Origin of the sequence: Oscillochloris sp. ZM17-4 (genome assembly GCF_019599295.1) — a bacterium.
Classification (GTDB): Bacteria; Chloroflexota; Chloroflexia; order Chloroflexales; family Chloroflexaceae; genus Oscillochloris.
Genome location: NZ_JAIEWN010000040.1, coordinates 11,834 through 35,825 on the forward strand (window position 1 = coordinate 11,834; position 23,992 = coordinate 35,825).

At 67.7% G+C, this 23,992-nt stretch carries 20 protein-coding genes and 1 pseudogene; 11 read left to right on the forward strand and 10 right to left on the reverse strand.

Going from position 1 to position 23,992, the window contains the following annotated elements:
* The first annotated feature begins 99 nt into the window (after positions 1 to 99).
* From epsC to K2Z83_RS21850, 3 genes are all read left to right on the forward strand, one after another.
* Positions 100 to 867 (forward strand): serine O-acetyltransferase EpsC, encoded by a 768-nt coding sequence (epsC, locus tag K2Z83_RS21840; RefSeq protein ID WP_220597300.1) that lies wholly within the window; start codon positions 100 to 102, stop codon positions 865 to 867.
* Between the two features lie 56 nt (positions 868 to 923).
* Positions 924 to 2,336, forward strand: coding sequence for a cysteine--tRNA ligase (gene cysS / locus K2Z83_RS21845; protein WP_220597301.1), 1,413 nt, complete (start codon positions 924 to 926; stop codon positions 2,334 to 2,336).
* Positions 2,337 to 2,403: 67 nt separating this feature from the next.
* Complete coding sequence (locus K2Z83_RS21850; protein WP_220597328.1) at positions 2,404 to 3,375, forward strand: 50S ribosomal protein L11 methyltransferase; 972 nt, start codon at positions 2,404 to 2,406, stop codon at positions 3,373 to 3,375.
* 117 nt (positions 3,376 to 3,492) lie between these two features.
* On the opposite strand, the gene K2Z83_RS21855 is transcribed toward K2Z83_RS21850, so the two are convergent.
* Both K2Z83_RS21855 and K2Z83_RS21860 read right to left on the reverse strand, forming a co-directional pair.
* Positions 3,493 to 5,106: a hypothetical protein gene (locus K2Z83_RS21855; RefSeq protein ID WP_220597302.1), complete on the reverse strand. Its 1,614-nt coding sequence runs from the start codon at positions 5,104 to 5,106 to the stop codon at positions 3,493 to 3,495.
* A gap of 85 nt (positions 5,107 to 5,191) precedes the next feature.
* The gene (locus K2Z83_RS21860; RefSeq protein WP_220597303.1) at positions 5,192 to 6,718 is read right to left on the reverse strand and encodes a hypothetical protein; all 1,527 of its coding nucleotides are present in this window, start codon (positions 6,716 to 6,718) and stop codon (positions 5,192 to 5,194) included.
* Between the two features lie 178 nt (positions 6,719 to 6,896).
* On the opposite strand from K2Z83_RS21860, the gene K2Z83_RS21865 reads away from it, so the two are divergent.
* The gene (locus K2Z83_RS21865) at positions 6,897 to 7,634 is read left to right on the forward strand and encodes a polyprenol monophosphomannose synthase (protein WP_220597304.1); all 738 of its coding nucleotides are present in this window, start codon (positions 6,897 to 6,899) and stop codon (positions 7,632 to 7,634) included.
* Between the two features lie 34 nt (positions 7,635 to 7,668).
* Here K2Z83_RS21865 and K2Z83_RS21870 read toward each other — a convergent pair whose 3' ends face one another.
* The 6 genes from K2Z83_RS21870 to K2Z83_RS30140 form a co-directional block, all read right to left on the reverse strand.
* On the reverse strand, positions 7,669 to 8,799 hold the full coding sequence (locus K2Z83_RS21870; protein ID WP_255604398.1) for a glycosyltransferase family 4 protein: 1,131 nt from the start codon (positions 8,797 to 8,799) through the stop codon (positions 7,669 to 7,671).
* 109 nt (positions 8,800 to 8,908) lie between these two features.
* On the reverse strand, positions 8,909 to 9,535 hold the full coding sequence (gene upp / locus K2Z83_RS21875) for a uracil phosphoribosyltransferase (RefSeq protein WP_220597305.1): 627 nt from the start codon (positions 9,533 to 9,535) through the stop codon (positions 8,909 to 8,911).
* 9 nt (positions 9,536 to 9,544) lie between these two features.
* On the reverse strand, positions 9,545 to 10,282 hold the full coding sequence (locus K2Z83_RS21880; protein ID WP_220597306.1) for a response regulator transcription factor: 738 nt from the start codon (positions 10,280 to 10,282) through the stop codon (positions 9,545 to 9,547).
* Between the two features lie 76 nt (positions 10,283 to 10,358).
* Positions 10,359 to 11,654: an ATP-dependent Clp protease ATP-binding subunit ClpX gene (gene clpX, locus K2Z83_RS21885; protein ID WP_220597307.1), complete on the reverse strand. Its 1,296-nt coding sequence runs from the start codon at positions 11,652 to 11,654 to the stop codon at positions 10,359 to 10,361.
* Between the two features lie 156 nt (positions 11,655 to 11,810).
* Positions 11,811 to 12,479, reverse strand: a complete 669-nt coding sequence (locus K2Z83_RS21890) for an ATP-dependent Clp protease proteolytic subunit (RefSeq protein WP_305082517.1) — start codon at positions 12,477 to 12,479, stop codon at positions 11,811 to 11,813.
* Positions 12,480 to 12,586: 107 nt separating this feature from the next.
* Positions 12,587 to 14,173, reverse strand: a complete 1,587-nt coding sequence (locus K2Z83_RS30140) for a trigger factor (RefSeq protein ID WP_220597308.1) — start codon at positions 14,171 to 14,173, stop codon at positions 12,587 to 12,589.
* A 549-nt stretch (positions 14,174 to 14,722) separates the two neighbouring features.
* Between K2Z83_RS30140 and lspA the strand changes: the two genes are divergently transcribed.
* Positions 14,723 to 15,232 (forward strand): signal peptidase II, encoded by a 510-nt coding sequence (gene lspA / locus K2Z83_RS21900; protein WP_220597309.1) that lies wholly within the window; start codon positions 14,723 to 14,725, stop codon positions 15,230 to 15,232.
* A 337-nt stretch (positions 15,233 to 15,569) separates the two neighbouring features.
* Entirely contained in the window at positions 15,570 to 16,436 is an 867-nt protein-coding gene (locus K2Z83_RS21905) for a GNAT family N-acetyltransferase (protein WP_220597310.1), read from the forward strand.
* 208 nt (positions 16,437 to 16,644) lie between these two features.
* Here the strand turns inward: K2Z83_RS21905 and K2Z83_RS21910 are convergent, their stop codons facing one another.
* Positions 16,645 to 17,916: an MFS transporter gene (locus K2Z83_RS21910; protein ID WP_220597311.1), complete on the reverse strand. Its 1,272-nt coding sequence runs from the start codon at positions 17,914 to 17,916 to the stop codon at positions 16,645 to 16,647.
* A gap of 158 nt (positions 17,917 to 18,074) precedes the next feature.
* Here K2Z83_RS21910 and K2Z83_RS21915 point away from each other — a divergent pair, with 158 nt between their 5' ends.
* Together K2Z83_RS21915 and K2Z83_RS21920 are read left to right on the forward strand one after the other, a co-directional pair.
* Positions 18,075 to 19,085: a LacI family DNA-binding transcriptional regulator gene (locus K2Z83_RS21915; RefSeq protein ID WP_220597312.1), complete on the forward strand. Its 1,011-nt coding sequence runs from the start codon at positions 18,075 to 18,077 to the stop codon at positions 19,083 to 19,085.
* Between the two features lie 187 nt (positions 19,086 to 19,272).
* The gene (locus tag K2Z83_RS21920) at positions 19,273 to 20,379 is read left to right on the forward strand and encodes an ABC transporter ATP-binding protein (RefSeq protein WP_220597313.1); all 1,107 of its coding nucleotides are present in this window, start codon (positions 19,273 to 19,275) and stop codon (positions 20,377 to 20,379) included.
* A gap of 49 nt (positions 20,380 to 20,428) precedes the next feature.
* On the opposite strand, the gene argC is transcribed toward K2Z83_RS21920, so the two are convergent.
* On the reverse strand, positions 20,429 to 21,430 hold the full coding sequence (gene argC / locus K2Z83_RS21925) for an N-acetyl-gamma-glutamyl-phosphate reductase (RefSeq protein ID WP_220597314.1): 1,002 nt from the start codon (positions 21,428 to 21,430) through the stop codon (positions 20,429 to 20,431).
* 59 nt (positions 21,431 to 21,489) lie between these two features.
* Between argC and K2Z83_RS21930 the strand changes: the two are divergent.
* The 3 genes and pseudogenes from K2Z83_RS21930 to mdh all read left to right on the forward strand — a co-directional run.
* A pseudogene (locus K2Z83_RS21930) lies at positions 21,490 to 21,729 on the forward strand (signal peptidase II); the annotation flags it as partial.
* A 55-nt stretch (positions 21,730 to 21,784) separates the two neighbouring features.
* Complete coding sequence (locus K2Z83_RS21935; RefSeq protein ID WP_220597315.1) at positions 21,785 to 22,714, forward strand: RluA family pseudouridine synthase; 930 nt, start codon at positions 21,785 to 21,787, stop codon at positions 22,712 to 22,714.
* Positions 22,715 to 22,890: 176 nt separating this feature from the next.
* Positions 22,891 to 23,820 carry a malate dehydrogenase gene (gene mdh, locus K2Z83_RS21940; RefSeq protein WP_220597316.1) on the forward strand — a complete coding sequence of 310 codons (930 nt, stop codon included), beginning with the start codon at positions 22,891 to 22,893 and terminating at the stop codon, positions 23,818 to 23,820.
* Positions 23,821 to 23,992 lie beyond the last annotated feature (172 nt).

Sequence of the window (23,992 nt, forward strand, 5' to 3'; positions counted from 1 at the left end):
GGGTGCGTCTGTAGCTAGGGGCGCTGTCGATGACAGCGCCCCTCTCTTCGTGTGCCCCCCACGCCCGAATATCTTACGGCGACCCAGCAGGAGAACCTCATGTCCCTCTCCAGCGCGATCCGCACGCTGCGCGACGATGTGCGCGCAATCTTTCGCAACGACCCGGCGGCCAACAGCCTCGCCGAGGTGCTGCTCTACCCCGGACTCCACGCCATCCTGCTCCACCGGCTGGCCCACGCCATCTGGAAGCGCCGGGTCCCCTTCCTGCCCCGCTATATCTCGCAGGCATCCCGCTTCTGGACCGGCATCGAGATCCACCCCGGCGCGACGATCGGCTGCGGCTTCTTCATCGACCACGGCATGGGCGTGGTGATCGGCGAGACGACCGAGATCGGCGACCGGGTCATGCTCTACCAGGGCGTCACCCTCGGCGGCACCGGCAAGCAGTCCGGCAAGCGCCACCCCACCCTCGATGACGATGTGGTCGTCGGCGTCGGCGCCAGCGTCCTCGGCGCGATCACCGTCGGCAAGGGCGCCCGCATCGGCGGCGGCGCCGTGGTGGTGAAGGACGTGCCGCCCCACTCCACCGCCATCGGCGTGCCCGCCCGCATCGTCGCCACCCGCGACCCGGCCACCGGCCTCACCCGCCGCATCGAGGATCTGCCCGACCCCGAGGGCGAGATGCTCCGCGGCCTGCGGGCCAAGGTGCTTGAGCTTGAGGATCGCCTCGCCGACCTGGAGGATACGACGCAGACCCACCACGCCGAGCATCACCTGGCCTACGACGCCCTGCCCGCGAGCCTCTGGCGCACCCTCGATGAAACTGGCAAGGCCAACGAGGAGTATAATCTCGGCGCCGGGATCTGAGGCTCTTATGTAAGGGCGTAGCAGCGCCGCGCTGCTGCGCCCTTACGGGGATAGCTATGTCCATCCAACTCTACAACTCCCTGACCCGCAGGGTCGAGCCGCTTGAGACGATCGAGCCGAACGTGGTCCGCATGTACGTCTGCGGCGTCACTGTCTACGACGACGCGCACATCGGCCACGCCATGTCGGCGATCGTCTTCGACATCATCCGCCGCTACCTGGAGTTCCGCGGCTACGAGGTGCGCCACGTCGTCAACTTCACCGATGTGGACGACAAGGTGATCGCCCGCGCCAACGCCACCGGCCGCGACCCGCTCCAGATGGCCGCCCAGTACGCCGATGAGTTCCTGTCCCAGCTCCAGCGGCTGAATGTGCTGCCCGCCGACGCCTACCCGCGGGCCACCCAGACCATGGGCGAGATCATCGGCTTCACCGAGAGCCTGATCGCGGGCGGGCACGCCTACGCCGCCGAGGGCGATGTCTACTTCCGCGTCGCCAGCGACCCGGGCTACGGCAAGCTCTCGGGCCGCTCGCTGGGCGAGATGCTCAGCGGCACCCGCTTCGAGGTGGACCCGCGCAAGGAGTCGCCGGCCGACTTCGCCCTCTGGAAGGCCGCCAAGGAGGGCGAGCCGGCCTGGCCCAGCCCCTGGGGCCAGGGCCGCCCCGGCTGGCACATCGAGTGCTCGGCCATGAGCATGAAACACCTCGGCGCACAGATCGACATCCACGGCGGCGGCAACGACCTGGTCTTCCCGCACCACGAGAACGAGATCGCCCAGAGCGAGTGCCTCACCGGCGAGCGCTTCTCGCGCTTCTGGGTGCATAACGGCATGCTCCAGCTGGTCAACCCGGAGACCCGCCAGGTCGAGAAGATGTCCAAGTCGCTCGGCAACGTCGTCACCATCGACAGCTTCCTCAAGCAGTATGACGCCGACGTCTTCCGCCTGATCGTGCTCGGCAGCTACTACCGCAGCCCGCTCACCTACAACGCCGACATCGCCGCCGACAACGCCCGCAAGCTGGACCGGCTGCTCGGCGCGCTGCAGCCCGCCGTCGGCGCCGCCGAGGGCGGCCCGGCCGCCGACGCGCTCGCCCACAGCGCCGGGGCGGCCCGCGCCGCGTTCATCGCGGCGATGGACGGCGACATCAACACGGCCGGCGCCCTGGCCGCGCTCTTCGATCTGGTGCGCGCGATCAACGTCGCCCGCGACGCCGGCGTCGGCGGGGCGGCCCTCGCCGCCGGCCAGGCCGAGCTGCGCGAGCTGGCCGGCGTCCTCGGCCTGCGCCTCAGCCCCCAGCAGAGCGCCAAGAGCCAGGACGTGGCCCCCTTCATCGAGCTGCTGATCGAGCTGCGGGCCGGCCTGCGCAAGGCCAAGCAGTTCGAGCTGGCCGACCTCGTCCGCACCCGCCTCACCGACCTCGGCGTCACCCTTGAGGATGGCCCACAGGGCACCCGCTATAAATTCTAGATTGCAGATTGCAGATTGCAGATTTCCGCTGCAATCTGCAATCTGCAATCTGCAATCTGCAATCAATATGAGCTGGCTCGAACTTTCCGTCCAGGTCGATACCGAGTCCGTCGAGTCCGTCTCCGAGCTGCTCGCCCGCTACGGCTACAACGGCGGCGTCGTCGCCGAGCCGGCGTGGACCCCCGGCGACGAGGGGCCGGAGTTCACCTACGACCCGACCCGCCCGGTGACGCTGCGCACCTACATCCCGCTGGACGCCCAGGCCGAGGATGTGCGCCAGCGGCTTGAGCAGGCGCTCTGGCACTTCGGCCAGATCCGCCCGATGAGCCCGCTCCAGGCCCGCACGCTGGAGGAGGAGGACTGGGCCAACGCCTGGAAGCAGCACTACAGCATCCTGCGCGTCGGCGAGCGCACCGTGGTGGTGCCCTCCTGGCTGGAGTACGAGCCGCAGCCCGACGATGTGGCGATCTTCCTCGACCCCGGCATGGCCTTCGGCACCGGGCTGCACCCGACCACCCAGCTCTGCCTGCGCCTGCTGGAGCGCTACGCCCGCCCCGGCCTGCGCACCCTGGACATCGGCACCGGCAGCGGCATCCTGGCGATCGCCGCCGCCAGGCTCGGCGCCGGCCCCGTCCTGGCCCTCGACAACGACCCGGTGGCCGCCCAGGTGGCCGCCGAGAACGTCGAGGCCAACCATGTCGGCCAGATCGTCACGGCGGCAACGGGCAGCCTTGGCGCCGGCCAGCACATGGGCCACTGGCTCAGCGGGGATTTTGGCGAGCAGGGGACAGGGGACAGGGGACAGGGCACAGAGGTTGAAGCTCAGTTCGCGCTTATTGCTGCTAATCTCATCGCCAAGGTGCTGGTGATCCTGGCCAGCGACCTCGCCGCCGCGCTCATCCCCGGCGGCTATCTTATTAGCAGCGGGATCATCGACACCAAAGAGGCCGACGTGGCCGAGGCCTTCGCCGCCGTCGGCCTGCGCCAGGTCGAGCGCCACGCCGAGGGCGAGTGGCTGGCCCTCGTCCACACGCGCTAGGGCGCGCGTGCGCATGAGGACTGCATGCCTCTGAAATGATCTGTTTGAATGCGCAAAATGGCCAGCGAAGCTGGCCATTTTGCGCATTCAAACAGATAGGGTTTAGGGCCGCAGGCCCTACCGGCGCACAAAGTACGTCGTCTCCTCATCAGCGTAGCGCTGCTCCCACGCCTGCGGGCGCGCCTTCGCGTACTCCACCAGGGACTCCTGGGTCTCGTTGCTCAGCAGCAGCCCGTCGATCCGGTACTTCGCCAGCAGATCATCCACCTCCAGGCCGCCCGAGAGCCGCTGGTAGTCGAGCCACTGCCCCAGCGGGTACAGCTCGATCCGCGGGTCGGCCCAGACCTTCTGCCCAGGGTCGGCCCAGATCAGATAGCTGCCGTAGCTCATCTCGTGAAAGAGCCGCTCGGGCGGAGGTCGCTCGCCCTCCAGAAAGGCCACGGCGGCGACGGGCGTCTCGGGCGCGAGCAGATCGCCCACATCAGGGGGCAGGCCGAGGCTCGGCTTGACCCAGGGCAGGGCGAGCAGCAGCATCAGGCCGATCACGCCGGCCAGGGCCGCGTTGATCGCCGAGGAGCCCTGGAAGGCCGGTCGCTCGTCGCGCGGCGCCCAGCTCGCCAGCTGGCCCACCAGCAGCGGGGTGGCCACGGCGATAAACCAGATGTTGTTGCGCACCGCCCCCAGGGCCAGCCAGAAGAAGGCCCCGGCGAGCAGCATGTCCACCATGTCGGGCCGGCGCGGGGCGTAGGCAAGCAGCACCACCCCGACCATCACAAAGATGAAGAAGACCACCCCGCCGGCGCCGCGCACCGTCTGCGGCGCCCACTCTGTCACCAGCTGCGTCACCGCCGAGCTGCCCAGGAGGTCGCGCACATAGCCGATCACCTGGAGGCCGCCGGGGTTGATCAGCCAGGCGGCCCCGGTGAGCGCGCCGGCCAGGAAGAGCTGGCGCAGCGGCGGGCGCGACGGCGGCGGCGGGCGATCCAGCACATCCTCGGCCCGGCCGACCGGCCGGCGCGCCCAGGCCCGCGCCTCGCGCCAGTCGGTCACGAGGCGGCGCAGCCCCTCGCCCACAAAGGTCAGCCCGATCAGCGCCCCGCCCAGCACGAACGAGCCGTGCAGGTTCACCCAGATAATCCCCAGCACCGGCAACAAGAGTAGGGGCGCAGCAGTTGCCCAAGCCCCATGCTTAGAACCCCGTGATTGATCGACGACTGCTGCGCCCTCCGAACCTGCCCCCAACCCCCAACCCCCAGACCGCCACCCATCCAGCACATACAGGTAGGCCACAAACAGGGGCAGCGCGTAGGTCTGCGGGCGCACGATCCAGTTATCGAACGAGGCGGGCATCGTCGCCACCAGCAGAAAGGCCACGCTCAGGCGCAGCAGCCCGGTGCGACGCAGGCAGAGCCGCAGCAGCAGCCCGTAGGTGCCGGCCAGCAGCGCGGCCTGGGCCAGGATCAGCAGCGGCGCGCCGCCGAGCGTGAAGAGCCCATACATCAGCAGCTGGCCCAGCCAGCTCTGGTTGTAGAACGGCTCGCCGGCCCGCGTGTACGAGAAGCTGTCGACCGTCGGGATCTGCCCGCTCTCTATGATCAGCCGGCCGGTGGCCATGTGCCACCAGAAGTCATTCGGCGGGATGGGCGTCAGCAGGGCGCGCAGGGCGATGAACGCCACCGCCGCGAAGATCCAGACGTGGTCGAGGGTCAGGCCTGCGCTGCGTTTTGTCATATCCCCTCCGGTAGGGCCGAAGCATTCGCCTGCTGATCACCCGATGTATCTTGGGGCAGCACCTGGCGAATGCTTCGGCCCTACGCTACCTTCTTCTCCAGATCTCGCTCCGCCCCGCCTGGAAGCTGCGCGCCCAGGCTGGCGAGCCCTCTAGCGCCGCGACAAGCCCCGCCTGGTGCCCGGTGTCGAGCAGCACGCAGGCCACGCCGTGGCGGTCGAGGCCGGCGAGCGAGCCGTCGCCCCGGCTGATCGCCACATAGTCGTCCCAGAGCTCCGACGGGAACAGCTCGACACGCGGGTCGATGAAGCTCTGCGCCGCCGGGTAGAGCGCCCAGGCCATATACGAGCCGTAGCCCATCTCGTTGAAGATCGGCCCGGCGCAGGGCCTGGCCCGCAGCTCCTCCACGGCGGCCACCGGCGTGTCGGCGCTGAACAGCTGCGGCGCGCCCGGCACCTCGGCGAAGATCGCCCGGTACGGCTCCGGCAGCGGCAGCAGCGGCTTCAGCCAGGGCTGGAGCGCCACGACCATGGCCGCCAGCAGCAGCGCGGGGAGCAGGTTGGCCGGGCTGCCCGCCGGCCGGCGCGGCGCCGGCGCGCCCTCGGTGCTGAAGACCGCCCGCGGCGCCGCCAGCGACTGGGCCACGATCGGCATGGCAGCCACGCCGAACCAGACCACATAGCGCGCCCCGAGGAAGGCCTGCCAGGCCAGGCCGCAGACGATCAGCACGTCGGTGATGCTGGGCCGCCGGCGGGCGAGGGCGAAGGCAGCGATCAGCGCCAGCACCCCGATAACGAACATCGCCCCAGCTATGCTGTGCGGGTTCGGCGGCTGCCACTCGTTGATCAGCCCCTGGCTCGAGTCATCGCCCAGGAGGCTGGCCACATAGCCGAAGACGCCGAACCCGAGCGGGTTGACCACCGTCGCCGCGAGCATGCCGGCAGACGTCAGGTACAACCGGCGCAGCTGCGGCCAGACCAGGGCGCGCGGCTGGCGCAGCAGGCGTCGCAGCGTCTCGCCCACCACGAAGGCCCCCGCCACCAGCAGCCCCATCACGAAGGCGCCGTGCGCGTTCACCCAGAAGATCATGATCGCCGGCAGGGCGATCAGCCAGCGCGCCCGCAGGCGGCCCGCCGCATACCCGCCCAGGATCATCAGCGTGGCCATAAAGGGCAGCCACGACCAGTTCTGCGTGCGCGCGTTGAGGTTATTGATCGTCATCGCCGCCGCCAGCAGCGCGGCCAGGGCGCCCAGCCGCCAGGAGCCGCTGCGCAGGCGGGCCTCCCAGGCCACCAGCCCGAAGGCCGCCGTGCCCAGCGCGTTGCGGGCGAAGATCGTCATCGGCAGCCCGCCGACGCGGAACAGCGCGTAGAAGAGCCACTCGCCGAGCCAGCTCTGGTAGGTGTAGGGGTGATCCGCCGGCAGCGTCCAGGCGAAGAGGTTCGTCGTGGGGATGCCGCCCGTCGCCACCAGCTCCCCGACCTTCAGGTGCCACCAGAAATCGTTCGGGGCGGTGGGGGCCAGGCTGATGAATCCGCCGATCACGCTCAGCGCAAAGATGACCCACAGGTGGTCGAGGCGAAGCCCGACGCGCGCCGGGCGGGGGTTGGCCATGGGGCTACCTTCTTCCAGGGGTTTTCAGGACGAAACAGCTACCAGGGGCGGATAGCCCCCCGTTCAGCGCGCGGCTATAATAGCATGGCGACGTTACGATCACCCGGGACGCTCACGCACACGACATTCAGACTCATCGACAGGGAAGATCGCCATGAGATCGATCGCGGTACCACGTATGCGCTACCAACGCCCTCTTGCTCAGATCGCCGTGGCCGACTGTACGGTGATCATCCCTACCTATAACGAGGCTGACAACATTGTTCAGCTGATCCCGCAGGTGCTCGCGCACCCGCGCTGCCGCGTCCTCGTTGTGGACGACGGCTCGCCCGATGGCACCGGGGCGCTCGTGGAGCGCATCGCCCGCGAGGAGCCGCGGGTCGGCCTGCTCTCCCGCCCCGGCAAGCTCGGACTCGGCACCGCCTACATCGACGGGTTCCGCCGCGCCCTCGCCGAGGATGCCCAGCTGATCATCGAGATGGACGCCGACTTCTCGCACGACCCGGGCTACCTCCCGGCCCTGATCGACGCGGCATCCACCCAGTACGACCTCGTCCTCGGCTCGCGCTACGTGCGCGGCGGCGGCACGACGGACTGGGGGCTCAGCCGCAAGCTGATCAGCCGCGGCGGCAACCTCTACGCCGGGATCATCCTCGGCCTGCCCGTCGCCGACGCCACCGGCGGCTACCGCTGCTACCGGCGCGGCCTGCTTGAGGCGATCAACCTCGACGCCGTGCGCTCCAACGGCTACGCCTTCCAGATCGAGATGGTCTACCGCGCCCGCGCCGCCGGCGCCCGCATCGGCGAGGTGCCGATCATCTTCCCCGACCGGCGCGTCGGCAAGTCGAAGATGTCGCGCCGCATCGTGCTGGAGGCGCTGATCAATGTCTGGCGCCTGCGCTTCGGGCTGATCTGACGAGGAGCGGGTTCTAGGGAGATCTGTGCGCTCCCTAGAACCCGCTCCTCGTCGCGACGCGGGGGCGGCGGCGGGCCGCGTAGAGCATCACCCCGATCACCAGCAGGCCGAGGATCAGCAGGGCCGCCAGCTTCATCAGCGGCGTGAAGAAGTCGAGCAGGGCGATCGCCCCGAAGGCCGCGCTGAGCGTGTAGTAGCAGAGCACCACCTGGCGCTGCGAGAGCCCCATATCGAGCAGGCGATGGTGCAGGTGGTCGCGCCCGGCGTGGGCCGCCGAGCCCCCCCGCAGTGTGCGCGAGAGAATCAGCCAGGCCATGTCGATCAGCGGCACGCCCACCACCAGCAGGGCCGTGGCCAGCTTGGCCCCGCCGATGATCGCGCTCAGGCCGAGGATGTAGCCGATCGTCATCGCCCCCACGTCGCCCATAAACAGCCGCGCCGGGTGGAAGTTGAAGATCAGGAAGCCCGCGCAGGCCCCGGCCAGCGCCAGGGGCAGCATGGCCACCGTGTGCTGCGGCGGGCTCAGGCGCAGCGTGTGCAGCGACAGGATCGCGGCCGCGATCAGCGTCACCCCGCTGGCCAGCCCGTCGAGCCCGTCGGACCAGTTCACCATATTCTGCATCCCGGCCACCCAGAAGACCGTCGCGCCGATCGCCAGCCAGGGGCTGATCTGGTGCAGCGGGATCTGGTCGAGGAAGGGGAAGTTGAAGGCGGTGAGGATGATCCCGCGGGCCTCGGTGGGCGCGCCCAGGGCGTCAGCGTAGAGCGTGTGGTCCCACAGATACGGCCCGACGGCGATCAGGGCGGCCAGGATGTGGACGCCGAGCCGCGGCAGGGCCGGCAGGTCGCGCAGGTCGTCGATCAGGCTGATGATCGCCACCAGGGACGCGCCGGCGAGCAGCAGGCCCAGGCGCAGATGCTCGAACGGCGAGCGGGCCAGGTCCGGGTCGAGCCGCTCCAGGGCGAAGCTGAGCAGCAGGGCGGCGGCGAAGCCGGCGAAGATGGCGAGGCCGCCGACGGTCGGCGTCGGCGTGCGGTGGACGTGTCGCGGCCCCGGCTGCGCCACCCAGCCCTGATCGACGCTCAGCCGAATCAGCGGCGGGATGAGCAGGATCGTGACGATAAAGGCGGTGAGCAGGGTCAGGGAGAGGGCCAGTGCAATCATAATGATAAATTGTGAATGCTGAATGCTGAATGTAGCGCATACCCTGTCGAACTGAGGCGCTCCGGAGCGTCATTCATCATTCACCATTCATCATTCACCATTACAAGGCCTACCCAGTCCCAAACTGCCGGTCGCCGGCGTCGCCCAGGCCGGGCACGATATAGCCGCGCGCGTTGAGGTGGCTATCGATCGCGGCGAGGTAGATATCCACATCGGGGTGGGCCTCGGTGAGCGTGCGCACGCCCTCGGGGGCGGCGATCAGGCCGAGGAACTTGATCCGCTTCGCGCCCCAGTCCTTGAGGATATCGACGGCGGCCACCGCCGAGCCGCCGGTGGCCAGCATCGGGTCGACGATGATCGACAGGTCGATATCGGGCTGCGCCGGCAGCTTGTTGTAGTAGGTCACCGGCTGGAGCGTCTCGTGGTCGCGGTAGAGCCCGAGGTGCCAGACGTGGACGGTGGGCAGGATCTCGACCACCGCCTCGGACATGCCCAGGCCAGCCCGCAGGATGGGCATGATCCCGACCCGCTCGGCCACCTCCTGGCCATCGGCGGGGCCGAGCGGCGTCTGCACGGTCATCGGGGCCAGCGAGAGGTCCTGGGTGGCCTCGTAGAAGAGCAGCTGCGCGATCTCGCGCACCAGCTCGCGGAACTTCTTCGGCTCGGTCTGCTCGCTGCGCAGCAGGGCCAGCTTATGCAGCACGAGCGGGTGGGTCGAGACGTGGACACGATCCATGGCAGTTGCTCATCCGTCGGACAGCTTATACCCAACGCCGCGCACGGTCAGGATGATCCGCGGCCGCGAGGGCACCAGCTCAACCTTCTCGCGCAGGCGGCGCACACACACATCGACAAGGTTCGTCTCGCCCACATACTCGTAGCCCCACACCTCGCGGAACAGGGTCTCGCGGTCGAAGACCTGCCCGGCGTTGGCGGCCAGGAAGTAGAGCAGCTCGAACTCCATCGGGGTCAGGTTCACATCGTCGCCGCGCACGGTGACGCGGTGGCGCGGCTCGTCGATCTCCAGCTCGCCCGCGCGCACCACCGGCGGCGCCCGCCGCGTCTTGTAGCCCTCGACCCGGCGCAGGATCGACTCGACCCGCGCGATCAGCTCGATGATCTTGAACGGCTTGGTGATATAGTCGTCGGCGCCGAGCTCGAAGCCGTGCACCACATCCTCGGTGCCGTCGCGGCTGGTCAGCATGACGATCGGCACATCGCTCTGGGCGCGGATGCGCTCGCATGCCTCGAACCCGTCCACATAGGGCATCATCACATCGAGGATGACCACATCGAAGGGCCGCTTCTCAAACGCCTTGAGCGCCTCCAGCCCGTTCGAGACGGCGGTGATCTCGTAGCGCGGGTCCTTGAGCGTGATCTGGATCAGCGACGCGATAGATGGGTCATCGTCGGCGATCAAAATGCTGCGCGGGGCCTGGGCCTCGTCGCTGGCGCGATCTGATGTGCGGCGAATTGGCGGCATATGACCATTGCAGATTGTAGATTGCAGATTGTAGATTGTAGCAATCTACAATCTACAATCTGCAATCTGCAATCATCTACACGGCTTCATCCAGGCGGCGGCGGAAGTCGGTGCGCGGCACGAGGATGGGGTGGCCGCGGCCCTGGACAACCTCGGCGTTGATGATGCAGCGGCCGATATGCTCCTGGGCGGGCACCTCATACATCACATCAAGCAGGACCGACTCGACGATGCTGCGCAGGGCGCGGGCGCCGGTCTTCGCCTGCATGGCGAGCTCGACGATCGCCTCCAGGCCATCGCGGGTGACCTCCAGCTCGACGTGGTCGAGCGAGAGCAGCTTCTGGTACTGCTTGATCACCGCGTTGCGCGGCTCGGTGAGGATGCGCAGCATGGCCTCGTGGGTGAGCGGCTCCAGGGAGACGATCACCGGGACGCGGCCGATGAACTCGGGGATGAACCCGTAGTGCAGCAGGTCGTCCTGGTTGAGCTGGCTGAGCAGGCGCGCGTGGTCGGCGGGCTCCGCGCCGGGATGCTCGCTGGCGAAGCCGATCGTGCTCTTGCCGCGCATGCGGCGTGCGACCACCTCATCCACGCCCTCGAAGGCGCCGCCGCAGATGAACAGCACGTGGGTCGTGTCGAAGGAGATGTACTCCTGCTGGGGGTGCTTGCGGCCGGGCATGGGCGGCACGTGGGCCACGCCGCCCTCAAGGATCTTCAGCAGGGCCTGCTGCACGCCCTCGCCGGAGACATCGCGGGTGATCGAGGGGTTGTCGGCCTTGCGGGCGATCTTGTCGATCTCATCGATGTAGATGATGCCGGTCTGGGCGCGCTCGATGTCGCCGTCGGCGGCCTGGATGAGCCGCAGCAGGATGTTCTCCACATCCTCGCCGACATAGCCGGCCTCGGTGAGGGCGGTGGCGTCGGCGATGGCGAAGGGCACATCGAGGATGCGGGCGAGCGTCTGGGCGAGCAGCGTCTTGCCGCTGCCGGTGGGCCCGAGCAGCAGAATATTGCTCTTGCTCAGCTCGACATCATCGACCTTGGCGCCGGCCTTGATCCGCTTGTAGTGATTGTACACCGCAACCGAGAGCACCACCTTCGCCCGGTCCTGGCCGATCACATACTGGTCAAGCTTCTCACGAAGCTTGCGCGGGGTTGGCAGGCGCGCGGGCCCGGCGGGCGCGTTACGGCGCGGCGCGGCGATCTGCTGCTCGGTCTCCTCGGCGATGATGGCGCTACAGAGCGCGACGCACTCATCGCAGATAAACACCGTGCCGGGGCCAGCGATCAGGCGTTGCACCTCATCCTGCCCCCGGCCACAGAACGAGCAGACATAGGCGCCGCGTCCTGTCGTGTTGCGGGATCGGGTCATTGGGGTCTCCTGGGAGTCGGGGGTCAGGAGTCAGGAACTGGGGGTTGGGGGGTGGGGGTTGGGAGCTGGGAGTCGGATAGGGCGCGCCGATGGCCCATTACGTGGCCGATATCCGCCCCTCCCCCAACCCCCAACTCCCAACCCCCAACTCCCAGGTCACTTCTTCTCGGCGCCGGCCAGATCCTCACGGGTCAGGATCTCGTCGATGATCCCGTACTCCTTGGCCTGAGTCGGGGTCATGAACAGGTCGCGGTCGAAGTCCTTCGAGATCCGCTCAAGCGGCTGGCCGGTGTCGGTGACGAGCAGCTCGCGGATGAGCTGCTGCTCGCGGAGCAGCTCGCGGGCCATGATCTCGACATCGGGGGCGTAGCCGCGGGCGCCGCCGCCCGCCGGGTGCATGTGGATGGTCGAGTGGGGCAGGCTGTAGCGCTTCCCCTTCGCGCCGCCGGCCAGGATCGGCGTCGCCATGCTGCCGGCCATGCCGACGCAGACGGTAGCCACGCTCGGCCTGATGTGGCGCATCGTGTCGTAGATCGCCAGGCCGGCGGTGATCGAGCCGCCGGGGCTGTTGATATAGAGCCAGATGTCCCGATCCGGGTCATCGCTCTCCAGAAACAGCAGCTGGGCGACGATCAGGTTCGCGATCTGGTCTTCGATCGGGGTGCCCAGGATGATGATTCGCTCCTTGAGCAGCCGAGAGTAGATATCGAAGGCGCGCTCGCCACGGCTGCTGCTCTCAACAACCATAGGGATGAGGGCAGAGGGCATGCCGGCGGCAGAAGGGCTGCGCCAGTCGATGCTCTGATACGGGCTTTCCCACTTCATAGATCCCTCTTTCAGGTGTACAGTCGACCTCGGACGCACAGCATCTATTCGCACGCTAGAAGCATACCATGAAGCGCCAAGCTGTGCGTCCCTCGGTGCGCGCCTGATCAGGCCTGCCCGTCTGTGGCGGCCGGCGTCGGATCGGCGGGGGACTCGTCCGTCGGCTCATCGGGGGCGACAGGCGCGACCTCAGCGATCACCGCGACGGGCGCGGCGTCCGCTGCGGGAGCCTCCAGCGCGGGCGCGGTGCCGGTGGCGATCTCCACAACGCGCGCGCGCAGCTTACGGTCGATGACCATGTTGGCGACGTTCGAGATCATCTGGGTGCGCAGGGTCTGGATAATATTCTCGCGCGAGGCCTCGTCGTAGTCGAGGGCCATGCGCTGAACCTCGTCCTCGATCTCATCGCCAGTGATCTCAATGCCTTCGCGCTCCACCAGCTCGCGCAGGGCCAGAGTCGTCTGTGTCTGGCGCTCGGCATCGGGGATGAGGGCCTCAACGGCCTGATCATGGGTCTGCCCGCGATACTGGAGCATCTGGTCGAGGGTGATGCCATAGCGCTCGAACTGCTGGCCCTGCTCGTGGAGCATCTGGTCGGCCAGCTCGTAGACCATAACATCGGGGATGTCGAACTCGGTCGTGGCGACGAGCTGCTCGATGTAGGCGTTGATCGTCTGCCGCTCGGCGGCGTCGCGGGCGGCCTTCTCCAGATCGGCGTGCGCCTTGGCCCGCATGCCGTCGAGGTCGCCCTCGAAGTTCTCCAGGGTCGGCAGCTCCTCCCAGTCCGGCAGGATGCGCTCCTGGATGCTGTTCACCTTGACCTTGAACGTCACCGTCTTGCCGCGCACCGACTCATTGCCGTGATCGGCGGGCATGGTGGCCGTGACCTCGGCGCGGTCGCCGACGTTGAGGCCGATCAGGGCGCTGTGCAGCTCATCCACAAGGCGACCGGGGACAAGGTCGAGGATCTCCTCGCTGCCCTCGTCCTCGTCCTCGTCCTCGTCCTCGTCCTCGTCCTCGTCCTCGTCCTCGTCCTCGTCCTCGTCATCATCGTCAACGATCTCGCCATCCTCATCGATGATCGTGCCATCGATGATCGCGTCCTCGTCACCGGCCTCATCGGCCTCGTCCTCGCCATCATCGTCGATGAAGTCGTCCGCGTCCGCGTCATCATCGAAGATCGTATCGAGGTTCACCTTCAGCTGGTCGCCCTCCTGAGAGGGGCGAGGATCATCAAGCTCCTTGAGGACCATGTGCTTCTCGCGCAGGCGATCCATCTCGCTGTCGACATCCGCATCGGTGATCTCAGCCAGATCGAGGGGCGCCCGGATCTCGCGGTAGTCGCCGAGGGTGATCGTGGGCGCGACCGGGATCGTGACCCGGAAGATGAACGGGTCAGATGATGTGATCGTATCGAGGGCCGGCGGGCCAACCGGGGTCAGCTTCTCCTGGTCGAGGGCGTCGCGGTAGGCCTTATTGATCAGGTCGTCGGTTGCCTCCTCCAAGAGCGCGGCGCGCCCATAGGAGCGCTCGATAATGGAGCGCGGCGCCTTCCCAGGACGAAATCCGCGGATGGGATACTTCTGCGAGAGGCGGCGCGCGGCTTTGTCGAGGCCGCGCTCAACCTGGTCCTTATCGAGCTCGATCTCCAAAGCCAACAAGCTTTTGGGCAGTTTTTCAGTAGTAACCTTCACCCCTGATACTCTCCATCTCTACAATATGCTGATAAGGCTGCTGGCTGCCCCCGAGCCCGCGATGAGGCGTAGGGCAGCTGCCTGGATACCACACAGAACACGCGACACTTGGCGGGCATACTGCGAGCCATTATAGCATGTCTCCCCCGCGTTGCAAAGCCATAGAACACTGAGCGGCATAACGCCGCCCTGATGGGCTACAACCCGTGCCTCGTGCCATCGCAGATAAGGCGCAGCGCACGCAGGTGCGATCCTTGCGCCGGGGCAGGCCAGAAGGGCTATGCGATACCTCCTGGTGGGGGTGCGGGGGCGGCGAAGCCGCCCCCGCAGTATGTTTGCCTTGGGTTTGGGCGGCGAAGCCGCCCAAACCCAAGGCAAAACCAGGTCTTAAGGCAAAACCAGGTCTGGGGCGCAGCCCCAGGACGTTGCAGCAACCCTTATACATGCACACATTCGCCCTGCTATGTCCCGTATCGGATGGTATAATGAGAAGCGGCGGCGCGGGGGTCGTGACGCCGCCACGTTTATACCATAACGGAGTTGATGCGCATGAGCATAGGCAAACATCGTATCTGGGCTATCCCATCACTCGTTGGCTCTCTTATTATTGTCGCCGACCAGGCCAGCAAGGCCTGGGTCGTCCAGAGCCTCGGCCCAGAGACGATGACTCGCTTCATCCCAGTTATCGGCGACACGGCGCGGATCGCCTACTCGCACAACACCGGGGTTGCCTTCAGCCTCTTCCAGGGCATGCCGCAGCTCCTCGCCTTCACCTCGCTGGCGATCGTCGCCGGGGCGATCTACTTCTACCTCACCCAGCTGCCGCACCGGCGTCTGTTCGTGCAGATCATCCTCGGGCTCATCCTCGGCGGGGCCTTCGGCAATATTATTGACCGGGTGCGCCTGGGCTACGTGGTCGATTTTATCCAGGTGGGCTGGTTCCCGATCTTTAACCTGGCCGATAGCGCGATCACGGTCGGCGCGGCCCTGCTCATGCTCCAGTTTCTGCTTGAGGAGATCGCGCACCGCCGCGAGGATCGGGCGATGGTTCTGCAGTGATGCGCGCGACGCCAGCCCGGCCACTGAGCATCCCTCCACGCTGGGCACTCCCTATCGCCCTCGGGCTCCTCGCCCTCATGTGCGATCAGCTGAGCAAGGTCTGGATCGTGTCCCAGCTCGGCCCCGAGCCGTATGTTCGGTCGATCCCCCTCGGCCCCGCATGGCTGAACCTCGCACGCCGCGTGACGCCAAACTGTCAAGTGCTTCTGAAACCATGTCTAACCAATCTTTTGTTATGCGAGAGATTCGTCCCAGGTCTGAGGCCGTTTCGCCCGCTCTCGGCTACGCTGCAATCTGCAATCTGCAATCTACAATCTGCAATCGCTAAAGGAGCCCTGTGAGCATCACGATCACCGCGCCCGACTCACTCGATGACGCGACCGCCGAGGGCATCCACGCCCTGGTGGCCCGCTGTAACGCCGCCGAGCGCCTGGACCTGCCGATCTCCCCCGAGGTTGGCGCGAGCGCCAGCCTGCTCCTGGCCCATATCGACGGCGATCTGGCCGGGGTGGCACAGGTGGGCCACGGCCCCGAGTCCGAGATCTGCCTCTGCGTCGACCCGGCGCGCCGGCGGCGCGGGGCTGGCCGGGCGCTCGTCACGGCCGCCCGCGGCCACGTGGCCGCCCGTGGCGCCGGCGACATCCTGCTCGTCTCCGACACAACGGCCGAGTCGGGGCCGGCCTTCGCCGAGTCCCTGGGCGCGCAGCTCAGCTTCGCCGAGCACCGTATGGACCTCGACCTAGCGGCGGTGCCGGCGGCGCCGGTGCCCATGCCCGACCTGGACATCCGCCCGGCGCACGGCGGCGATGCGCCGGCGATCGCCGCCGTGCTGGTGGCGGCGTTCGGCGACCCGCCGGCGATGGTGGAGCGATTCGTGGCCGAGCGGATCGTCAGCCGCTCCCACCGCTTTCTGCTGGGCGAGCTGGTCGGGCGGCCGGCGGGCACCCTGCGCCTGATCGTGGACGATGGCTGGACCTATGTCTCCACCTTCGGGGTGCTGCCCGCGCTCCACGGGCGCGGCGTGGGCCGGCGCATGCTGCTCCACACCATCGGTCTGCTCCTCGCCGACGGACAGCGCGCGGTGCGGATTGAGGTGGATACGACAAACGCCTCGGCCATCGGCCTCTACGAGTCCTGCGGATTCCGCCGAGGCCGCACCTTCGCCTACCACAGGCTGCCGGAGCTGGCCCCTTCAGCGTCGTAGGCCACCCTCTGGCGCGCGCCAGGCATTTCGTGAGATCTTCGGGAGCTACCCGTTACTTTTTCGTATCGGCAACGATGTAGTATACAGAGAGCGATTCATCGCCTCTTCTCCCCGTAGCCCTCGCCGCCCCCCCCCCGGCGCTTGCAGCAGGGAGAAGCTCACACCGCGCGGCGTGCCGTCTCCCCCCCGGCAGGCCGCGCGGTGTGATTCATGTCGCCGCCTCGCGCCGCCGGAAGGCCGCCCAGAAGACCAGGGCGCTGAGCGCGCTGAGCGCCGCGCCGAGCAGGAAGAGCGCCTGGTAGCCAAAGAGCGCGATGATATAGCCGCCGCCGAAGGTCAGCCCAGTGAAGCAGACCCCCGCCGCCATCTCGGTCACGCCTACCACAACTGCCCGCCGGCTGGGCGGCACCAGGTCGAGGAAGTAGACCATCGAGGCGGCGTAGCGGATCGCCGAGAGGCTGAAGACCGCCATCAGGCTGAGCGCGGCCGCCCCCCAGTGGGGGATAAACGTGATCGGCAGCATGCCGACGCCGGTGGCGAGCGTGGCGCCGATCACGACGTTGCGGTTGCCGAAGCGCGCGCTCAGGGGTGCGGTGATCAGGGCGGCGGGCACGCCGGCGAGTCGCCCCAGCGCCAGCACCAGGCCGATCTGGGCGGTGGGCACGTGCAGCGCCGTGTCGAGGTAGAGGTTGGCGAAGGTGCTGGTCGCGGCCAGCCCGGCCACCTGGAGCACGCGCACCAGCGCGATCAGGCTGAGCAGCCCGAGGATGGGCGTGGCGGCCGAGATCGCCGGCGCGGCCCCGGCGACGGGGGCGGGCGTGTCCGGCGTGTCGCGCAGATCGGCCAGCGGGATCTGGCGGATGGCCAGCAGCGCCGGGGCGATCGCGAGCCCGGCGGCCATCAGGCCGTAGCGGTAGGGCGCGGGGTCATCGAGCGAGACGCCGATCATGCCGCCGATCAGCAGGGGCAGCAGCCCGCCGGCCAGGCTGCCGAGGAAGGCCGACAGCGAGATCAGCGCCGTCTGCGTGGAGTATGCCTGGTTGCGCTGGTCGGATCGGACCAGGGCCAGCAGGATGGGGGCGGCGTTCACGAAGTAGAGGGCCAGCCCGAGGTAGAGGCCGGTGATCATGCTGAGCAGCCAGGGCATGCGCGCCGCCGGAGGCAGGGTGTCGGCCAGGGGGAGCAGGGTGCCGCAGGCGGCCAGGAGCCCCAGGCCCACCAGGATCACCCGCCGGCTGCCCAGGCGCCCGCCGAGCACCCCCGCCGGCAGGCTGGCGGACGCGAAGACCAGGGCGCCCACCGCGTTCACCAGGCCGATCTGCTCGGGCCCGTAGCCGACGCGGGCCAGGAACAGGTTGAGCAGGGCGGCGTAGACTCCGCCGTCGACGGCGAAGCCGACTAGGGCGATCGCCACGAGGTAGCGGGCTACGTTGGGGCCGAACTGGCGAAGATCCCCAAGGTAGCGGCGGGAGGCAAGCATGTGTGTGCTCCGGTGAGGCGCGCCCAGACGCTGGGCGCTGGCCTTTCGCAATGCTACCATAATTTGTGATAAAACTCTTGACATGCCCTGGTGCCCGTGCTATACTCAGCTTAATCCATTAAGCGCTTAATCAATTAACTAGCGGCGGGCGGCAGGCAGTGGCAACGATCAAAGATGTCGCAGAGCGGGCAAACGTCTCGACGGCCACCGTCTCGTATGTGCTTAACGGCACAGGCACGGTGACCGAGGCGACCCGCCAGCGCGTGCTGGCGGCGGCCTCCGCCCTCAGCTACCAGCCCAACCACGCCGCCCGCAGCCTGCGCTCGCGCTCGCGCACCCTTGGGCTCGTGCTGCCGGGCCGCGCGGCGCGCCTGAGCGACCCGGCGATGGCTGAGCTGGTGGATGGCCTCGCCGAGGCGGCCGCCGTGCGCGGCTACTTTATCCTGCTGGCCAGCGCCGGCGATGATCTGCCCGAGGCGCTGCTCGGCGAGCAGCTGCTGCGCGGCGGCCGGGTCGATGGCCTCGTGCTGCTTGACCTGCGCGCCGACGACGAGCGCCTGCGCCACCTGCTCACCCTCGGCGCGCCAATCGTCTGCGCCGGGCCGCCCCAGGCCGGCCAGGGCTGCCCCTGCGTCGGCCTCGACAGCTACGGCGGGGCGCGGGCGGCCACCAGCCACCTGCTGGCCCTCGGCCACCGGCGGATCGCCCAGATCGCCCCGCCCTCCGACCTCGCCGAGAGCGAGCTGTTCTTCCAGGGCTACGCCGACGCCCTCGCCGAGGCCGGCGTTGAGCTTGAGCCATCCTACACCGTCGAGTCGGGGGCGACCCAGGACGACGGCATGGCGGCGATGCAGGAGCTGCTGGCCCTGCCCGAGCCGCCCACGGCGGTGTTCGCGGCCAGCGACACTCTGGCCTTCGGGGCGATGCACGCCCTGCGCGACGCGGGGGTGAGCGTCGGCAGTCAGATCTCGCTGGTGGGCTGCGGCGACGCGCCCCTCGCCGCCCACACCCACCCGCCGCTCACCACCCTGCGCGCCCCTCGCCACGCCCTCGGCGTGGCCCTGGCCCACCGGCTGATCGGCCAGGTTGAGCGACAGCCCGGCGGCCCAGACACGGCCCTCGGTATGCAGCTGATTGTCCGGCGCTCAACCGCAGCACTGAGACACTGAGGCGCTGAGGCGCTGAGACTGGTGGCTCGCTTTCGCTCGCGTCTTGCGATAACAGGCTTAGCAGCATCTCAGTGTCTCAGCATCTCAGTGTCTCAGCATCTCAGCATCTCAGCATCTCAATAGTCCAGCGTCTCAGTGTCTCAGCGTCTCAGTGTCTCAGTGTCTCAGTGATGATGGAGGAAGACCAATGGCGGGCATTAAGTTTGACCACGTGTGGAAGAAGTTCGGCGAGGTGTCGGTACTCAAAGACCTAAACATCGAGATCAACGATGGCGAGTTCCTAGTGCTGGTCGGCCCCTCGGGCTGCGGCAAGTCCACCGCGCTGCGCTGCCTGGCCGGCCTTGAGGAGATCACCGACGGCAATATCGTCATCGGCGACCGCGTGGTCAACGATGTGCCGCCCAAGGATCGCGACATCGCGATGGTCTTCCAGAGCTACGCGCTCTACCCGCACATGTCGGTCTACGACAACATGGCCTTCGGCCTGAAGCTGCGCAAGGTGCCCAAGACCGAGATCGACAAGCGCGTCACCGAGGCCGCCGATATGCTTGGCATCAAGCACCTGCTCGACCGCAAGCCTAAGGCGCTCTCCGGCGGCCAGCGCCAGCGCGTCGCCCTCGGCCGCGCCATCGTCCGCGACCCCGCCGTCTTCCTGATGGACGAGCCGCTCTCCAACCTCGACGCCAAGCTGCGCGTGCAGACCCGCGCCGAGATCAGCAAGCTCCACCAGCGCCTGAAGACGACCTTCATCTATGTGACCCACGACCAGACCGAGGCCATGACGATGGGCACGCGCATCGCCGTGATGAAGGATGGCATCCTCCAGCAGCTCGACTCGCCGCAGAACCTCTACGACAACCCGGCGAACATGTTCGTCGCCGGATTCATCGGCAGCCCGGCCATGAACTTCTTTGAGGCCAAGCTCGACCGGGTGAGCGGCGGGCTGGGCGTGATGATCGGCAAGGACTTTATGGTGCCCGTGCCCGCCGCCAAGGCCGATAAGGTCAGCGGTCATGTGGGCAAGGATATCTACTTCGGCATCCGCCCCGAGGATGTCCACGACTCGCACTACGTCGCCCGCGGCGTGGACGAGAGCGCGAAGATCCAGGCCACGGTGAACCTGACCGAGGCCATGGGCTCTGAGGTGTACGCCTACATCGAGAGCAACGGCAAGGAGTTCATCGGCCGCCTCGACCCGCGCACCAGCGCCCGCACCGGCCACGGCCTCGAGATCGTGCTCGACATGGACAAGATGCACATCTTCGACCGCGAGAGCGAGAAGGCCCTGGTGTAAGCCGTAAGGGCGCAGCAGCGCCGCGCTGCTGCGCCCTTACCGTAAGCCCCTAGCGCAGCCCCGTCGTCTCCTCAAACCCCAGCATCAGGTTCATGCTCTGCACGGCCTGCCCCGACGCGCCCTTCACCAGGTTATCGACGCAGGCCACCAGGATGTAGCGGCCGTGCTCCGGCTCCACCGGCTGCACGCCGATCACCAGGCTCATGCTGTTCGCCACGTGGCGAAGCTCGGGCAGCCGCCCCTCGGGCAGCAGCCGGATGAACGGCTCCTGCGCGTACACGTCGTAGGCCGCCCGCACATCCTCGGGGCGCACGCCTGGCTTTGTGTTGACATAAATAGTCGACAGAATACCCCGGTAGACCGGCAGCAGGTGCGGCGAGAAGATAATATGCAGCCCGGTCTCCTGCTCCATCTCGGGCAGGTGGCGGTGGGTGCGCCCGACGCTGTAGGCGCTGAAGGTCTCGTGGGTCTCGCCGAAGTGGGTTTTGAGCGAGAGCGAGCGCCCGGCGCCGGACACGCCCGACTTGCTGTCCACGATCACCGGCGCGTCGGACAGCAGGCCGGCCTGGGCCAGCGGGTACAGCGGCATGATGGCGGTGAGCGGGTAGCAGCCGGTGTTGGCCACCAGCCGCGCCCTGCGGATCTGCTCACGGTGCAGCTCGGGCAGCCCGTAGACCGCCGCGCTCTGCAGCTCGGGCGCGGGGTGATCCTTCTTGCGCCAGCGGGCGTAGATGTCCAGATCCTGGAGGCGGAAGGTGTCGGAGAAGTCGACCACCTTCACGCCGGCGTCCATTGCCGTCTGCACGATCGGGATCAGCTCGGGCGTGTTGTGGGGCAGGCAGGTGAAGACCAGATCGACCCCGCGCAGATCGGCCTGGTCCGGGCCTATCAGCGGCTGCTCGATCAGGGTCGGGTAGATATCGCTCAGCCGCTGGCCGGCCGCCGAGCGGGCCGTCGCAAAGGCGATCTCGACCTCGGGGTGGCGCACCAGCAGCTTGATCAGCTCGAACCCGGTGTAGCCAGTCGCCCCATAGATGCCGACACGGGCCATAGTGCTCCCTCCAGATTGCAGATTGTAGATTGCAGATTGCAGATCAGGTGTGATGTTTTCTGATCGTCGGCGGCGCGCTGGGGAATATCATCGACCGGCTGCGGCTTGGGTCGGTGGTGGACTTTATCAGCGTGGGCTGGTGGCCGGTGTTCAACGTCGCCGATAGCGCGATCACGGTCGGGGTGACATCCCTGGCGGTCTACCTGATCTTTATCGGCGATGATCTCCCCGCCGCGCCGCCGCTCGTCCCCCGCGACGACGGCCTGCTCAGCGACCTGCTCAGCCGGGATCTTGATTGAGCGGGAGGCGGGTAAGGGCGCAGCAGCGCGGCGCTGCTGCGCCCTTACGGCGACCATGAGCGAGAACTCGATGCACTACAACCTGTCAGTTGCAGTTGAGGCGGAGGGCGAGCGGCTCGACCGCTATGTGGCGCGGGCCGTGCCCGAGCTGTCGCGATCTTATGTGCAGCAGCTGATCGCGGCCGAGCAGATCACGGTGAACGCGCGGCCAGCGCGGGCGAGCCTCGCGCTGCGGGCCGGCGATCAGGTTGCCGTAGCGGTGCCGCCGCCGCAGCCGATCGGTCTGGCCCCGGAGGCCATCCCGCTTGATGTCGTCTACGAGGACGCCGACGTGGTGGTGGTGAATAAGCCGGCGGGCATGGTCGTCCACCCGGCGCCGGGGCACCCCGGCGGCACCCTGGTGAACGCGCTGCTCGCCCGCTACCCCGACATGCAGGTCGCCGGCGACCTGCGCCCCGGCATCGTGCACCGGATCGACGCCGGCACCTCGGGGCTGCTGGTGGTGGCCCGCAACGACGCGGCCCTGCGCGACCTGGCGGACCAGCAGCGCGAGCGCCAGATGCGCAAGATCTACCTGGCCGTCGCCGAGGGGCGCGTCAAAGAGCCGGAGGGCGTGGTCGATGCGCCGGTCGGCCGACACCCGGTGGACCGGCTGCGCATGGCGGTGGTGCGCGGCGGCCGGCCGGCGCGCACCCACTACCGGGTGATCGAGGAGCTGGACGCCTACACGCTGCTGGAGCTGCGCCTGGAGACCGGGCGCACCCACCAGATCCGCGTCCACATGCTGCACATCGGCCGGCCGGTGCTGGGCGACCCAATCTATGGCGCGCGCAAGGGCCGGCCGAGCTTCGGCCTCGACCGGCAGTTCCTCCACGCCCAGCAGCTGGGCTTCCGCCTGCCGGGCGGCGGCTGGCGCGAGTTCAGCGCGCCCCTGCCCGCCGATCTTGAGGCGGCCCTGCGGAAGCTGCGGGGGAGTAGCCGATAGCCGATAGCCGATAGCCGATAGCCGATAATAGAGCTATCAGCCATCGGCTATCGGCTATCGGTTGTGACCTGCTGTGATACAATACGCACGTTGTTCTCGGGCGTGCCACCAGAGGCGTTATATCGGATCGCGCTGCGGTGAGACGCCCCGCTCTTACGAGAAAGTGGGAGGCCGCTATGCGGAAAAAGATTAGCATTATCGGTGCCGGGTTCGTCGGCTCGACAACGGCTCACTGGGTGGCCGCCAAGGAGCTGGGCGATATCGTGCTGCTGGACGTGGTCGAGGGAATCCCCCAGGGCAAGGGGCTGGACCTCTACGAGGCCGCCCCGATCGAGGGCTATGATGTGCGGGTGATCGGCACGAACGACTACGCCGACACCGCCGGCTCCGATGTGATCGTGGTGACCTCGGGGGCGCCGCGCAAGCCGGGCATGACCCGCGAGGATCTGATCAAGGTCAACGCGAACATCACCCGCGACTGCATCTCGAAGGCGGCCCCGCTCTCGCCCAACGCCGTGATCATCATGGTGAACAACCCGCTGGACGCGATGACCTACGTGGCCGCGCAGGCGGCCGGGTTCCCCAAGGAGCGGGTGCTCGGCCAGGCCGGCGTGCTCGACAGCGCGCGCTACCGCGCCTTCATCGCCATGGAGACGGGCGTCTCGGTCGAGGACATCCAGGCCATGCTGATGGGCGGCCACGGCGACGAGATGGTGCCGCTGCCGCGCTTCTCGACGATCGCCGGCATCCCGGTGAGCGAGTTCATCGCCGCCGACCGGCTGGAGGCGATCGTTGACCGGGCGCGCAAGGGCGGCGGCGAGATCGTCAACCTGCTGAAGACCGGCAGCGCCTACTACGCACCGGCGGCGGCCACGGCCCAGATGGTCGAGGCGGTGATTAAGGACAAGAAGCGGGTCATCCCGGTGGCGGCCTACCTGAACGGCGAGTACGGCCTGAGCGACATGTACTTCGGCGTACCGGTGGTGCTGGGCGCCGGCGGCGTCGAGAAGATCATCGAGCTGCCGCTCAACGACGCGGAGAAGGCCCTAGTGCAGAAGTCGGCCGACGCGGTGCGCGCCACGCTGGAGACCCTGAAGTCCCTCTAGGAAGGCAGAATTGAGAATTGAGGATTGAGGATTGAAAAAGTCGCATACGCTGTTAAGCTAAAGCGAGCGGCCTACGCCCTCGTCTCTGAAACGAGCTGAGCAGCAGCGTTCTGCATTTTCAATTTTCAATTTTCAATTTTCGCAATAGACAAGGTTTCAGAAGGGCCGGTTT